The 14,759-nt window shown below is 65.3% G+C and carries 10 protein-coding genes and 1 tRNA gene; 3 read left to right on the top strand and 8 right to left on the bottom strand.

Annotated features, from left to right (window positions below; translation table 11 throughout):
• Positions 1-2: 2 nt before the first annotated feature.
• Positions 3-1,349: a Trk system potassium transporter TrkA gene (gene trkA, locus ABXH26_RS08750; RefSeq protein WP_353566673.1), complete on the bottom strand. Its 1,347-nt coding sequence runs from the start codon at positions 1,347-1,349 to the stop codon at positions 3-5.
• 91 nt (positions 1,350-1,440) lie between these two features.
• Positions 1,441-2,067: a YcbK family protein gene (locus ABXH26_RS08745; protein ID WP_353566672.1), complete on the bottom strand. Its 627-nt coding sequence runs from the start codon at positions 2,065-2,067 to the stop codon at positions 1,441-1,443.
• 257 nt (positions 2,068-2,324) lie between these two features.
• Between ABXH26_RS08745 and ABXH26_RS08740 the strand changes: the two genes are divergently transcribed.
• On the top strand, positions 2,325-3,482 hold the full coding sequence (locus ABXH26_RS08740; RefSeq protein WP_353566671.1) for an LptF/LptG family permease: 1,158 nt from the start codon (positions 2,325-2,327) through the stop codon (positions 3,480-3,482).
• An 11-nt stretch (positions 3,483-3,493) separates the two neighbouring features.
• The gene (locus tag ABXH26_RS08735) at positions 3,494-5,362 is read left to right on the top strand and encodes a SulP family inorganic anion transporter (RefSeq protein ID WP_353566670.1); all 1,869 of its coding nucleotides are present in this window, start codon (positions 3,494-3,496) and stop codon (positions 5,360-5,362) included.
• 250 nt (positions 5,363-5,612) lie between these two features.
• Here ABXH26_RS08735 and ybeY read toward each other — a convergent pair whose 3' ends face one another.
• From ybeY to trxB, 6 genes are all read right to left on the bottom strand, one after another.
• On the bottom strand, positions 5,613-6,080 hold the full coding sequence (gene ybeY / locus ABXH26_RS08730; RefSeq protein WP_353566669.1) for an rRNA maturation RNase YbeY: 468 nt from the start codon (positions 6,078-6,080) through the stop codon (positions 5,613-5,615).
• Positions 6,077-7,771: an HD family phosphohydrolase gene (locus ABXH26_RS08725; protein WP_353566668.1), complete on the bottom strand. Its 1,695-nt coding sequence runs from the start codon at positions 7,769-7,771 to the stop codon at positions 6,077-6,079. The genes ybeY and ABXH26_RS08725 overlap by 4 nt, the downstream gene beginning before the upstream one ends.
• A gap of 151 nt (positions 7,772-7,922) precedes the next feature.
• Positions 7,923-10,097, bottom strand: coding sequence for an excinuclease ABC subunit UvrB (locus tag ABXH26_RS08720; RefSeq protein WP_353566667.1), 2,175 nt, complete (start codon positions 10,095-10,097; stop codon positions 7,923-7,925).
• Positions 10,098-10,283: 186 nt separating this feature from the next.
• A complete protein-coding gene (locus ABXH26_RS08715; protein ID WP_353566666.1) occupies positions 10,284-11,129 on the bottom strand; it encodes an LpxI family protein in 846 nt (281 codons plus the stop codon).
• Positions 11,130-11,153: 24 nt separating this feature from the next.
• Positions 11,154-11,233 (bottom strand) — tRNA-Leu (locus ABXH26_RS08710).
• Positions 11,234-11,371: 138 nt separating this feature from the next.
• The gene (gene trxB / locus ABXH26_RS08705) at positions 11,372-12,292 is read right to left on the bottom strand and encodes a thioredoxin-disulfide reductase (RefSeq protein WP_353566665.1); all 921 of its coding nucleotides are present in this window, start codon (positions 12,290-12,292) and stop codon (positions 11,372-11,374) included.
• Positions 12,293-12,557: 265 nt separating this feature from the next.
• Here trxB and ligA point away from each other — a divergent pair, with 265 nt between their 5' ends.
• A complete protein-coding gene (gene ligA / locus ABXH26_RS08700) occupies positions 12,558-14,705 on the top strand; it encodes an NAD-dependent DNA ligase LigA (protein WP_353566664.1) in 2,148 nt (715 codons plus the stop codon).
• The last annotated feature ends 54 nt before the right edge of the window (positions 14,706-14,759 follow it).

Genomic DNA, 14,759 nt, shown 5'->3' with positions numbered 1-14,759 from the left:
CCTCAGGACAGCAGCTTGACCACGGCCTTGCGAGCCTTCGGCGAAACCACCGCGTAAACGTGGTCGCCCGCCTGCAGGTAGTCCTCCGGCCCCGGCACCTCGGCGTGGGTGCCGCGCAGGTGGCCGACGAGCACCACGCCTTCCGGCCAGTCGATTTCCTTGACCATGTGCCCGGCGGCGATCGAGGCCTTGCGGACGCGCATTTCGAGGACTTCGGCCCCTTCCAGCTTCTTGACCAGGTGGAAGCGCTCCGAGGTGATGAAGCGCTCGACCTCGCGGCGGGTGGCATCGCGCGGGCTGACCGCGCCGGCGATGCCGAAATGCTTGCCCGACCCGCTGATCGCGGCGGCGTAGTCGGCGCGGTGGATGAGGGTCAGGCAGGTCTTCGCCCCGAGCGTGTGCGCCTGCAGGCAGGTCATCACGTTGTCCTCGTCGCTGTCACTGGTGGCCACGAAGAAGTCCACGCCGTCGATCTGCTCCTCCTGCAGCTCGGCTACCACGGTGGCGTCGGCGTTGATGACGGTGGTGTTGGAAAGCCGGTCGACCAGGCTTTTACAAATCGCCTCGTCCTGCTCGAAGATGCGCACCCGGCAGTCCCAGCTCTCCAGCATCTGGGCGAGGGTGAAGCCATACTCGCCGCCGCCGAAAATGACGACCCGGAGCGATTCGCCGTCGCCGCGCTGGTGGCGGAGTTTTTCCGCCAGGCTGCGGAGCTTGCGCGGCTCGCCGAAGATGGTGACCACGTCGCCCTCCTCGAGCGCCGTCTCGGCGCTGGGCACGATGTGGTCGGCCCCGCGGGTGATCATCGCGACGCGGGTGCGGTCGGGCATTTTCACGCCGCGCAGCGACTTGCCTGCGTAGTCGGAGCGGGCATCGACGAGCACCTGCTGGAGCTCGATGCGTCCGCGGGCGATTTCCTCGACCATCAGCGAGTCCGGATTGCGGATGAACTTGGCCAGCTCGATGGCCGCCAGCCTTTCCGAGGAGAACAGGTGATCGACGCCGAAGGTGCCCTTGAAATCGAACAACCACTCCTCGCGCTGGAGGCTCGGATGGACGCGGCAGACGACCTGCGGGACGTCCATCTTCTTGGCGATCGACGAGGCGACGAGGTTGGCGGTGTTCGAACTGGTCAACGCGAGGAACAGCTCGCAGTCGGCAATGTTGGCCTCGACCAGTGCATTGACGCTGGTACCGTCCGAGCACACCACCTTGGCGTCGATCGTCTGCTCGAGGTCCTCCGCCAGCGCGGGATCGTTTTCGATCACCGAAATGCTATGCGCCTCGCTTGAAAGGGAAGCCGCGAGATGGCGTCCGATTTCCCCGGCTCCAACGATGATGATATTCATCCGAGAAGGCTCCGGGCATCCCCGCCCGGGCTGGGACAGCAAACCGGATCAAAGGGCCCCGAACCAGCGGAAAATCCCGTGCTCCGCCCGCTCACCAATCGACGCTCTGGCCGCGGGTATCGACGTGGGTGAAGGTCGCGTAGCGGCCGACGCCCCCCTGGAACACTCCCTCGCCCCGCAGGCGGCGGGCGGTGGCGGCGACCACCGAGGGCCGCGCGGGGAAGACCACGTCGATGGCGTAGTTCTTCTTGTGCCACGAACCGCTGGCGGCGCCGGCACAGCGGGCGTTGTAGGCCGGGCAGCGGTAGGCGGAAATGATCTCGGTGACCGGCTGGCCCAGCTCCAGGCCGATGCGGTCGATCACCTTCAGCGTGGGCACCATGTTGTCCCACATCGAGCGCGGCGGCAGCGTGTTCCAGACGGGACCGTGCTTTTTGGCGTGGGACTCGATGACCTGGCGGGCGGTGAGGTTCCGCAGGCCGATGCTGGAAAGAAACGCGGCGTAGGCATCAAGGTCGGAACCCTGGTGCCGCACCCACTCGGAGGACATGCCGGAAGTGTCGATCCTTTCATCCATCGAGGCGTGGCGCTTGAACAGCGACCAGGCGGAGGCGCCGGACGTACCACTGAACGAAGCGGCGGCGGCAACCGCGAGCGTGGAGAGAATTCCCCGGCGGGAAACCGGGAGCGGTGCGTTCGGAAGGTCGGATTGGCTCATTTCGTGAATCAGGCGGCGGGCGCGAAGCCGGGGCGGACGCTCGGGGGGACGGCAGCAACAAGAAAGGGTTCCTGCCAAGCAAATCACGCGCAGGGAAGCGGCAAGCGTGCCGTCAGGGCAAGGCTAAACTTTCCTAACACCTTCGGAAGCAAGCCATTGTCATCACACCCTGCGGGGAAACACGGAGTCCGCCGCGGAGAAGGGCTATCGTTTCTCGACAGGATCGGAACGGCTCCTCAGGATGCCGCACAGCACCTATGCGGATCTCGGATCGTTACATCGGACGCCACATCCTTTCCGGCACCCTTTTCGCGATCATCCTGCTCAGTCTGCTGCTGGTGATGGGCAACGTGTTCAAGCAGATTCGCCCGCTGCTGGTGGAGTATGGCGCGCCGCTTTCGGTCTTGGGCGACTTCACGCTGCGGGTGCTGCCGGTTTCCCTGATCTACACCATCCCGTGGGGGTTCCTGTCGGCCGTGCTGCTGGTCTTCGGCCGGCTGTCGTCGGACAACGAGCTGAACGGCTTCCGTGCCGCGGGCGTGAGCCTGACCCGCCTCGCGGCGCCGGTGCTGGCGATCGGGCTCGGGCTTTCCATGGTCTGCCTGTGGCTGAACCTCGGCGTGGCTCCGGCCGCCACCAAGACCTCGAAGGACGTCATTCGGGACGCCCTGATCAAGGATCCCCGGGTGCTGCTGCGCGCGGGCCGCGACCAGAGCCGGCTGAAGAACCTGCGGGTGTTCTCCGAGTCGGACAACGGCGAGGTGTTCCAGAATTTCCACGTTTTCCTCGGCGGCGACGCCTCGACCGGCGCCGGCGAGGGCTACATCCACGCGGACACCGCGACCACCGTGAACGACGTTGAGAAGCAGGAGATCCGGCTGCGGTTCACCAACGCCTACACCGAGGCAACCTACAGCGATGCCGAAACCAAGGGCACCGGGAAAACCAAGGACTTCACCCTGATGTCGAAGGCCCTCGAGTGGATGGTGATCAACTACGGTGACGACGCCCGCCAGAACAAGCTGAACCCGAGTTCGATGTCGAACACCCAGCTTGCGGCCATGGCGGAGCATTATCGCAGCGGGCCGCTGGCAGCCGATGCCTCCAAGGAAGAGCGCCGCCGGGATAAGATCCGGCAGGTGGTGCGCTCGAATCTGCTCGCGGAAATGACCCGCCGCTATACCTCATCCTTCGCCTGCCTCGCCTTCGCCTTCATCGGGGTGCCCCTGGGCATCAAGGCCCGGCGGCGCGACACCTCCTCCGGCCTGATCCTCAGCCTGGCGATCGGCGGCCTTTATTTCCTGGGGGGCTCGATGCTCAAGCCGGATGGAGACTCCACCTGGCTGCTGTGGATTCCGAACATGGTCTGCGTGGCACTGGGCATCTTCCTGTTCCGCAGGGCGCGGTTCCGCTGAAAAAAGCCGCCATGTCCGCCTTGAGGAACATCGCCCGTTACCGGCGCCGGCTCGGTGACTTTTTCCGCGAGGGAAACGTCAACTTCGCCGCCGTGGTGGGGCCGATCCGCCGCTACAACCTCACCAAGTTCAAGGCCGACATCGGCGCATCCCCGAACGTCGCCCTGCTCGCCGTGCCCCAGGGAATGGCCTACGCCGCGATCGCCGAGCTGCCCATTTCCTACGGCATCGTCTGCTCGGCCATCGCCTCGATCGTGGCACCGATCTTCGCCGGCTCCCGCCACACCATCCTCGGGCCCACCAATGCGACCGCCTTCATGGTGTTCAGCTTCTTCGCCGCGGAAAAGGCGCTGGCCGCCCGCGAGACGCAGCTCGTTCCCCTGATGGTGATGATGATCGGGCTGTTCTGCATGGTCGGCGCGCTGCTCAAGATCGCCGACCTGCTGCAGTACATCTCCCGTTCGGTGCTGGTCGGCTACCTGACCGGCGCCGCGGTGCTGATCATCGCCAACCAGCTCAAGCACCTGCTCGGTATCGACGACCGGGTCGAGGCGCTCGCGCCGGGAAACTTCATCTCCCTCTGCATCGCGCTCGGGAAATCGCTCGTCGACACGCAGTGGCAACCGGTCGTGATCGGCTTCGGCACGGCTGGCATCTACTTCGGATTGAGCCGTTGGAAACCGCGCTGGCCCTGTTTTTCCCTGGCCCTGATCCTCGGCTCGGCGCTGTTCGGGTCCCTGATCCACCACCCCACCCCGTTCGAGGCCCAGCCGACCTTTCGCACCTTCACCCTGGCCGATCTGATCCCGCACATGCCCGATTTTTCCGCCGCGCGGATTTTCGATGACATCAGCGCGCTGGCCGGCGTGGCCTTCGCGGTGGCCTTCCTGGCGTGCCTCGAAAACACGATGATGGCCAAGGCGATCGCCAGCCGCTCCGGCGACCGGCCGGAGGTCAATCAGGACATGTTCTCCGTCGGCGCGGCCAACCTCGCCTGCGCCTTCACCGGCGGCATGCCGGCCTCCGGTTCGCTGACCCGTTCGGTGCTCAACTACGAGTCGGGCGCGATCACGCGATTCGCCTCGATCTTCGCCGGCCTGATCACGCTCGCCAGCGCGCTGCTGATCGCCCTGTCGCCGCGCGTCGGGTTTCCAATCATCGACTACGTCCCGAAGGCCGCGCTGGCGGCGCTGGTGGTGATCATCGCCGCGGGGCTGATCAACCTGAAGAACATCCGCGTCTGCCTGCGCTCGACCCACGATGACGCGCTGGTGCTGATCACCACCTTCCTCTGCACTCTGCTCGCGCCGCTGCACGTGGCGATCTTCGTCGGCGTCGGCGTCTCCATCTCGCTGTTCCTTCGGCGTGCCAGCCGGCCGCACCTGGTGGAGTACGAGTTCAGCGACCAGGGCGAGCTGAGGGAAATGGGCGAGAAACGGAAGCGCCCGAACCCGGCCATCTCGATCGTCCACGTGGAGGGCGACCTTTTTTTCGGCGCCGCCGAGCTGTTCCGCACCCAGGTCCAGCGCGTGGCGGCCGATCCCTCACTGCGGGTGCTGATCCTGCGCTTGAAAAACGCGCGCCACCTGGATGCGACCTCGGTTCTCGCCCTTGCCGAGCTGATCAGGGTGATGCGCGCCGACGACCGCCACGTGCTGATCTCCGGCGCCCCGCGGGAAGTCTACAAGGTGCTGCGGAATTCGGGCACGCTCGATTTGATTCAGGAGGGCACCGACCGTGAAGCGGGCGAAAGCAACATCTTTCTCCACCGCCCGAGCAACCCCAACCTTTCGACCCGCGACGCCCTCAAGCGCGCCCAACAACTCCTCGGCGGCGAAAAGGCGGACATCCGCATCTTCTACGACCCCAACAAATCCTAACCAGGACGCCGGGGAAAAGCCGGGCATCAACCGGGGGCGGCGGGCATTGACCGGGGGCGGCGGGCATTGACGGGGGGCGGCGGGCATTGACCGCCGGACAGGAGGGCTAGGGCGGACTCGCAGGAGGAGCCGGTTCGAGTTCCTGGCAGTGAGGTTCCCCAGGACCTCCAGCTTCTCAGCTCGCCACGCCTCACCTCGAACAACAGCGCCCCGGAGACCCTGCCCGGCGGTCGATGCCCGCCGCCCCGTGTCAGCTACCAGCGCGTTGCTCGACGCCGGCCCAAAGTTTGATGACGAGGCTCTCCTGGATTTTTTCCATGGTCGCGCGGGTTTCCTCCGCTTCGTCCTCGTGTCCGGCCAGGTGGAGCAGGCCGTGGACGAGATACCGCAGCAACTCCCTCAGCTCCGGCTCGCCATACTCGGCGGCCTGGCGTTTGGCGACTTCCACCCCGATCACGATCTCGCCGTGCTCGAAGGTGATCACGTCCGTCGCCCCTTCGATACCCATGAAGTCGCGGTGCACGCGGTCGCTTTCCGGGTCGTCGACCAGCGCCACATCGATCTCCTCCAGCGCCACCAGCGGGGGATTTCCTCCGCAGAGGTGGGCGTTCTCGATCTCCTCCGCGGCTTTCACGCCCGCCTCTTCCAAGGCCACCAGCCACGCGGGCGGGACCGGCACCGTGCTCTGGTGGTCGCAGACCAACACTTCGCGCTTCATGATCGGGGAATGGCAGGCGGCGGCTCGCCCGTTTTGGTGGCCGGCTTTTTCGCCTCGGCGGCCGCTTCGTCGGCGGCCGGCCTCGGCGCGGCCTTGGGCTGCTTGCTCTCGAGGTCGGACTTGCGGTCGTCCTTGGGATCCTTCGGATAGTCGATCCGGCTGTGCAGCATGCTGCGCAGGGTTTTGGAAAACACCTCCTTCACCGCGGAAAGATCACGGATGGTCAGGTCGCAGTTGTCGAGCTGGCCGTCGCACACGCGGGCTTCGACGAGGTCCTCGACCAAGGCGCGGATCTTCGCCGGAGTTGGTTTTTTCAGCGACCTCGACGCGCTCTCGACGGCATCCGCCAGGCTGATGATCCCGCTCTCGCGCGTTTTCGGCCGCGGGCCGGGGTAGCGGAAGTTCTTCTGGTCGACCTTCGGCAGATCCTCGGGATTCTCGAGCTTCTTCTCGATCTTCTCCATTTCCTCGCGCTTCAGCTCCTGGGCGCGGCGGTAAAAATAAGTCACCAGCGAGTCGCCATGGTGCTCGCGGATGATGTCGATGATCCGCGGGTTGAGCCGGTACTTGAGCGACAGGTCCACGCCGTCCTTCACGTGGGCGATGATGATCAGCGAACTCATCGTCGGCGTCAGCGAGTCGTGCGGGTTTTCCTGCCCGTCCTGCTGGTTTTCGATGAAGTACTCGGGCTTGTTGAGCTTCCCGATGTCGTGGAAATAGGCGCACACCCGGCACATCGCGGCATTCGCCCCGACCGCCTCCGCCGCCGCCTCGGCCAGCGAGGCCACGATCAGCGAGTGGTGGAAGGTGCCCGGTGCCTCGAGCTGCATGCGGCGCAGGAGCTTGTGGTTCAGGTCTCCCTGCTCCAGCCAGCTGATGTCGGTGGTGAGGTGGAAAAGCCCCTCCAGCACCGGCAGGAAGCCGGACACCAGCAGGGCGGTTCCCAGAGAAACCCCGAGCGCGCTCGCCGCGGAAAGCCCGAAGCGCTGCCAGTCCGCCGAGGTCGCGCCGACGCCCAGCGAGCCGAGGTCGATCACCCCGAAAACCATGGCCAGCATGAACGCCATCAGGCCCGAATAGAGCCCGGCGCGCAGCAGCTGCACCCGCCGCCTGACCTTGCGCAGCGTCAGCGCCGAGGCCAGCCCGCTCATCAGGCTGACGCAGAGGAAAAGCGCCTTGTCCTCGTCGGCGAAAAGCAGCGAGCCGAAGAGCGAAACATACACCGCGGAAAACACGCCGGCCGGACTGCCCAGCAGCACCGAGTTCACCATCGGCGCCACCACGAAGGGCATCATCAGGAAGGCGATCGGATACGGCAGCACGTTGGTGGTGACGATCCAGCCCGCAAAGCGCATCAGCCCGAGCTGGCCGAGGATGCTGAGGGCGATGAGGATGACGCGGCTGTTCCGCTCGGTGATGCGATGGTGGTTCAGCTCGACCACCGTCATCGCGCTGATGGCGAGGAACAGGGCATACAGCGCGCTATCGAATGGAGCGCTGCCACCGGCCGAGACGCGCATGACCAGCAGCGCGGTGCCCACGCAGAAGGCGAAGTAAATCACCATCCGCACCCACGGCGAGCGGTCGAGTGAGGCACTGACGGCGGCGTCGTTCTGCGTGCGCCGCTTTTTGCCGGACGACATGCCCTTTTGGGCCAGACGCCAGCGTTTGAAAGCATCGAACAATCCCACGGATGATTCTCTTCTGGTTACGCGGCGTCCGGAGACACCGGAGGGGCGTGATCACCACGCCCCCCAACGGCCGACGATCTATCCTAGCGCCCCCGCCAATGCAATCGGCAAAACCCGCGGGGCGCGCCAACTTGTCGCACCCCATGCCCGCTCAGGCACGCTTGCCGCGACGGTAGCTGACCTTCTTTTTCGCCGCAGGTGCCTTGGTTTCACCACCTTTCAGCTTCGCGATCTGATCGCGCAGGTGCGCCGCGCGCTCGAACTCGAGTTTCGCCGCCGCATCGCGCATTTCTCCCTCCAGCTCCGCGATGACCCGCACCTTGTTGTACTCCTCCTCGTCGTCGGAAACGAGCGAGCGCGACATCTGGTCGGCCTTCGCCCGCTGGTTTGAGTAGAGCTGCAGGCTCTCCTGCACCGCGCGTTTCACGCTCTGCGGGGTGATGCCGTGCTGCTCGTTGTGGTCGATCTGCTTCTCGCGGCGGTAGTCGGTGACGTCGAGCAGCCGCTGGATCGAGTCGGTGACCACGTCGCAGAACAGCACGCACTCGCCGTTCACGTGGCGGGCGGCGCGTCCGGCGGTCTGGATCAGGCTGGTCTCGTTGCGCAGGAAGCCCTCCTTGTCGGCATCGAGGATGCAAACAAGCGACACCTCGGGCAGGTCGAGGCCTTCGCGCAGCAGGTTGATCCCGACCAGGATGTCGAACTCCGCCGCCCGCAGCTGGCGCAGGATTTCCACCCGCTCGACCGCATCGACGTCGGCGTGGATGTAGCGGACCTTGAGCCCGGTGCCCTGCAGGTATTCGGTCAAATCCTCGGCCGTTTTCTTGGTCAGCGTCGTCACCAACACCCGCTCGCCGATCTCGACGCGCTGGCGGCAGAGCTCGATGGTCTCGTCGATCTGGCCCTTGAGCGGACGCATTTTCACGACCGGGTCGAGGAGCCCGGTCGGCCGGATGATCTGCTCGGCGATCAGCGGGCGGCCGGGTTTCCGCACGTCGAAGTCGGCGACCGATTCGCTGCTCGGGCTGGGCTCGATCTTGAGCTTCTTGAAGTCGATGTGCGTGAACCCGCGGTCGTCGCCGCGGCCCTTGACCGGGATGTAGCGCGGGTTGTCGGGCCGCGAGTTGACCACTTCAAACGGCCCCGGCGTCGCCGAAACGTAGAGCCGTTGGTGGGTCATCTGCATGAACTCGTCAAAGCGCAGCGGGCGGTTGTCGAGCGCGCTCGGGAGGCGGAAACCGTGCTCCACGAGCACCGTTTTCCGGCTACGGTCTCCCTCGTACATGCCGCCGATCTGCGGGATGGAGACGTGGCTTTCATCGATCAGCGTCAGGAAGCCCTCGGGGAAGAAATCGAGCAGCGTGTAGGGTCGCGCGCCCGGCGGCCGGCCGGTGAGGTGGCGGGAGTAGTTCTCGATGCCCTGGCAGAAGCCCATTTCCCGCATCATCTCGAGGTCGTAGTCGGTCCGCATGCGGAGGCGCTGGGCCTCGATCAGCTTGCCCTCGCTCTCGAACTGGGCGACGCGCTCGTCGGCCTCCTTTCGAATCTCGACCATCGCCTTCTTCATCTTGTCGCCGGGCGTGACGAACTGCTTGGCGGGGAAAAAGGTGTGCTTGTCCATGCGGTCGATCACCGCGCCGGTCAGCGTGTCGATCGAGGAAATGCGGTCGACCTCGTCGCCGAAGAACTCGACCCGGATCGCGGTCTCGTCGAGGTAGGCCGGGTGGACCTCGACCACATCGCCGCGGACGCGGAACTTGCCGCGGCCGAAGGCGATGTCGTTGCGCTCGAACAACAGAGCGACGAGGCTTTCCAGCAACTCATCGCGGCCGATCTGCTGGCCGACCCACACCGGCACCATCATGCCCTCGTAGTCCTCCGGCGAGCCCAAGCCGTAGATGCAGGAAACCGAGGCGACCACGATCACGTCCTCGCGGGTCAGCAGCGAGCCCATCGAGGACAGGCGCAGCCGCTCGATCTCGTCGTTGATGCTCGAGTCCTTCTCGATGTAGGTGTCGGTCCGCGGGATGTAGGCCTCGGGCTGGTAGTAGTCGAAGTAGCTGACGAAGTACTCGACCGCGTTGTTCGGGAAGAAGTTCTTGAACTCCGAGTAAAGCTGGGCGGCGAGGGTCTTGTTGTGGCTCATGATCAGCGCCGGCTTGCCGATGCGCTGGATCACGTTGGCCATGGTGAAGGTCTTGCCCGAGCCGGTGACGCCGAGCAGCGTCTGGTGCCGGTTGCCGGCGTCGATCGACTTCACGAGTTTCTCGATCGCCTGCGCCTGGTCGCCGCGGGCCTGGTAGTCACTGACCAATTGGAATGCCATCCGGTGGGTTTCCTAAGCGGGCCCGCAGCGCATCGCAAGCGATGGAGCGCCGATGATGAAATCGGCATCGCCTGTTCTGAGATGCGGCTTCATCGAGGTAGGAAGCTGCGGAGCCACCTATCGAGGGCAACGCCCACCCGGCCGCAAGGAGCGCCAATGATGAAATCGGCGCTCTTGCTCCGCTCCTTATCTCGCCTCGTCGCCTTCCGGCGTCAGGCCGACGGCATGCAGGCCGATCCCCTTTTCCTCACACAGCCGCTTCACCTCGTCCGCCTCCAGCAACAGCGTCCGCCCGGCCTCGATCGAGATCGCGCCCACGCCCGACTCGGCGCAGGTGCGAATGGTGTCCGGCCCGATCACCGGGACGTCGAAACGGAAATCCTGGTTCGGCTTCGACACCTTCACCAGCATCACGTTTTTCCCCCGCCCCAGCTCGCCGCCGCGGCGGATGCAGGCATTCGTGCCTTCAAAAGCCTCCACCGCCAACACCGTCCCGTGCCGCACCACGATCGTCTGCCCGATATCCAAGCGGCTCGTTTCCTTTGCGATCGTGAACCCGAATTCCGCGTCGTGGAGCTGGCGGTCTTTGAAACGCGGCCCGAAAACGTGGCCCGGCCCCGGCAGCAGATCCTCCAAAAAGGTGGTCGCCGGCAGCAGCGTGATGCCATCTTTCCCCAGCTCCTCGGCGATGCCGCCGAAAAGCGACTCCGCATTCCGTTCGGGCACCCGCGCCAGCAGCTTCAGCGTCCGCAGGTCCGGCCGCAGGTCGAAGAGGTTCTTCGGCGCGATCTGGCCGACCATGATCGCCTCGGTCGCGCCCTGCTTGCGGAAGAACTTGATCAGCTTCCCGAGCTGGCCGACGCGCATCCAATCGACCGCGTCCACCGCCTTCGCCGCCTCATCGCGGGTCTCGTTCTCAAAGGCGGCCATGACCAACCGGATGCCCGGGCATTTCCGCCGCGCGGCCTCGATGAAGATCATCGGATAAGCGCCGTTGCCGGCGATGATTCCGATCGTTCGCGGGTCCGCCATGCCGGTCAGTCAGGAGAGAGAAAATAGCGGCTGTGGGACTCGAACCCACACTCCGAAGAATTCGATTTTGAGTCGAACGCGTCTACCAATTCCGCCAAGCCGCCCTTGGGGTGCCGCGGATGTTTGCCCTGCGCCCGGTTTCCGCGCAAGCGGCAAATGTCGGTGGAGAGGCGGGCTGCCGGGGAATAGGTCTTATAAGTCCAATAGGACCTATCCCTCCCAAGCCCGACCATCGGCAATCCTCAGTGCCCCGCCAGGTACCGCTCCGCCTCCAGCGCGGCGGCGCAGCCCTGGCCGGCGGCGGTGATCGCCTGGCGGTAGACGTGGTCGGCCACGTCGCCAGCGGCGAAAAGCCCGGCCGTCTTGGTCGCGGTGCCGGTCGTCTGGAGGATGTAGCCGTTTTCATCCAGATCCACCAGCCCGCCCGCGAACTGGCTGTTCGGGATGTGGCCGATGGCGACAAACACGCACTTCACCTCCAGCTCGCTCTCGGACCCGTCGACCGTGTTCTTCATTTTCACGGCGCGCATTTCGCCCTCGTCGTCGGTCAGGTAGTCGGTCACCACGCTGTTCCACACCGGCTCGATCTTGTCGTTGGCCAGCGCGCGCTCGGCCATGATCTTCGAGGCGCGGAGCTCGTCGCGGCGGTGGATGAGATACACCTTGCTGGCGAACCGGGTCAGAAAATCGGCTTCCTCGCAGGCGCTGTCGCCGCCGCCGATCACGCACACCGGGACGTCGCGGTAAAAGGCCCCGTCGCAGGTCGCGCAGGAGGTCAGGCCGTGGCCGATGAGCTGCTGCTCGCCCTCGATCCCCATGTGCCGCGGCGCGGCTCCGGTGGCGATGATCACCGTCTTCGACTCGATCGTTTTCTCCGCGGTCTTCACCTCGAAGTGGCCGTCGGGGTGCTTGGTGATCGACTCGACCATCGCGAACTCGATGCGGGTGCCGAATTTCTCCGCCTGCTGCTGCATGTTCATCATCAGCTGCGGGCCCATGATGCCGTCGGGAAAGCCGGGGAAATTCTCGACCTCGGTGGTGGTCGTCAGCTGCCCCCCGGGCTGCGTGCCGGTGAGCATGAGGGGTTCCAGGTTGGCGCGTGCGGTATAGATCGCCGCGGTGTAGCCCGCGCAGCCGGTTCCGATGATGGTGACGTTTTCCATGGGGTCTGAGAGTCGGTGGAGGGCGGAGTATTCCGGCGGAAATCCGCGCGGGTCAACCCCCGGGACGGCAGGCTGCCGGGAATCGGGTTGCAGGATGGTCAGGATCGAAAGGATGCACCGGATCGGCATTGGGATTTTAAAAATACCCTCCCATTCATCCTGATCATCAGGTCCATCCTGCGACCGTTCTCCGGGCAGCCCTCCACTCAGCGAAAAAATTCGCGCCCCATCGCGTCGATTCGCGTTTAAGACTCCCGCGCCCCTCATGGACAACCTCTTTTCCCAAGCCGAGAAGCCGGAGAAACGCCTTGCCGCACTGCGCGATGAGATCCGCCGGCACGACGAGCTCTACTACAACCAGGCGACGCCCGAGATTTCCGACGCGGACTACGACAAGCTCTTCCGCGAGCTGGAAGAGCTGGAGGAAAAACACCCCGAGCTGGCCGACCCGAACTCGCCGACCCAGCGCGTCGGCGGCAAGCCGATCGAGGGCTTCGAGCAGGTGAAGCACCTCGTCCCGATGCTCTCCATCGACGACGTCTTCGAGCTCGACCCCGCCACCACCGACCAGCCGGCCTCCGAGCTGATTGATTTCTATCGACGTCTGCAGAAGAACCTTGGGCGGGAAAACATCGACGTCACCGTGGAGCCGAAGATCGACGGCGTGGCGGTCTCGCTGGTCTATCGCGACGGCGTCCTCGCCTACGCCGCCACCCGCGGCGACGGCGAAACGGGCGACGACATCACCCACAACGTCCGCACCATCCGCAGCGTGCCGCTTTCGCTTTCGGGCGAGGCACCGGACCTGCTGGAAGTCCGCGGCGAGATCTTCATGCCGAATGAGGCCTTCGCCGCGATGAACGCCGAGCGGGACGAGCAGGGCCTGGCCACCTTCGCCAACCCGCGCAATGCTACTGCCGGCACGCTCAAGCAGCTCGACCCGAAAAAGGTCGCCGAGCGCCCGCTGGCCTTCCTCGCCCACGGGATCGGTGCCTACGAGGGCCCCGAACTCGCCAGCGAGGACGACTTTTCCGCGCTCCTCGACCGCCTCGCGATCCCGCGCAACCAGCCGGTGATCCACGCGGCGGATCTCGACGAGCTGCTGGCCGCGATCGAGCGCATCAACAGCGAGCGCCACCAGCTCGACTACGGCACGGACGGCGCGGTGTTGAAGGTGACAAACTACGAGGAACGCCGTAGCCTGGGCTTCCGCTCGCGCGCGCCGCGCTGGGCCGCGGCCTACAAGTTCCGCCCGGAGCAGAAGGAGACCCTGCTCAAGGACATCACGGTGCAGGTCGGGCGCACCGGCGTGCTGACGCCCGTGGCCGAGCTGGAGCCGGTCCTCGTCTCCGGCACCACCGTTTCCCGCGCCACGCTGCACAACGAGGAAGAGATCCAGCGCAAGGACGTGCGGATCAAAGACACCGTTTTGATCGAGAAGGCCGGCGAGATCATCCCGGCGGTGGTCAAGGTGATCGAGGGAAGGCGCCCGGCCGATGCGAAGCCGTTCTCGCTCTTCGAGCATGTCGGCGGGAAATGCCCGTCCTGCGGCGGCCCGATCGCGCAGGAGGAAGGCTTCGTCGCCTGGCGATGCGGGAATTTCGAGTGTCCGGCGCAAGCGGTGTCGAAGATCAAGCAGTTCGCCTCCCGCAAGGCGCTGGACATCGAGGGCGTCGGCGAAATCGTCGCCGAGGCCCTCGTTTCCCGCGGCCTGTGCTCCACTCCGCTCGACCTCTTCACGCTGTCCGAGGAACAGCTCGCCACCCTCAACCTCGGCAGCGAGGAGGAACCCCGCCGCTTCGGGGAAAAGAACGCCACCAAGGTGATCGAGTCGCTCGATCGCGCCCGCTCGAAGCCGCTCGACCGCTGGCTTTTCGCCATGGGCATCCGGCAGGTCGGCGAGTCGGCGTCGAAGGAACTCGCACGGCTCCATGAGACCCTTCCCGAACTGGCCGATTCGGAAGTTCTCCGAGCCTTGCGCGAGGACACGCGCGCCGATGCGAAGAAGAAAAATGAAACGCTGATCCCCTATCAGGTTTCCGCCGACGTCGGCGGCGCCGTGGCGGAAAGCGTGCTGGCGTTTTTCGAATCGGACGCCGGGAGACACGTCCTCGAGCGGATGCGCGAACTCGAGCTCCACCCGATCTCCTCGAACTACCTTCCCAAGCCTTCCGAAGCCGACACCGCGGAGATGCCGCTCGCTGGCAAGACCTTCGTCCTCACCGGCACGCTCAGCGTCGGGCGCGACGAAATGAAGCGCCTGCTCGAAAGCAAGGGCGCCAAGGTCAGTGGCAGCATTTCCAAGCAGACCGACTACCTCCTCGCCGGAGAAGGCGGCGGCTCCAAGCGCGACAAGGCGGAGAAGCTGGGCGTCAGCGTCATCAGCGAGGACGAAGCGCGGGCGATGATCTGAATCGCGGGTGGAAAAAAAGCCCGCCGCGGTGAACGGGCGGGCTCTTTGGAAACG

The organism is Haloferula sargassicola (genome assembly GCF_040362925.1).
Taxonomy (GTDB): Bacteria; Verrucomicrobiota; Verrucomicrobiia; order Verrucomicrobiales; family Akkermansiaceae; genus Haloferula; species Haloferula sargassicola.
The sequence above is the reverse complement of the archived record's forward strand: the minus strand, read 5'-3'. Positions and strand labels throughout refer to the sequence as shown.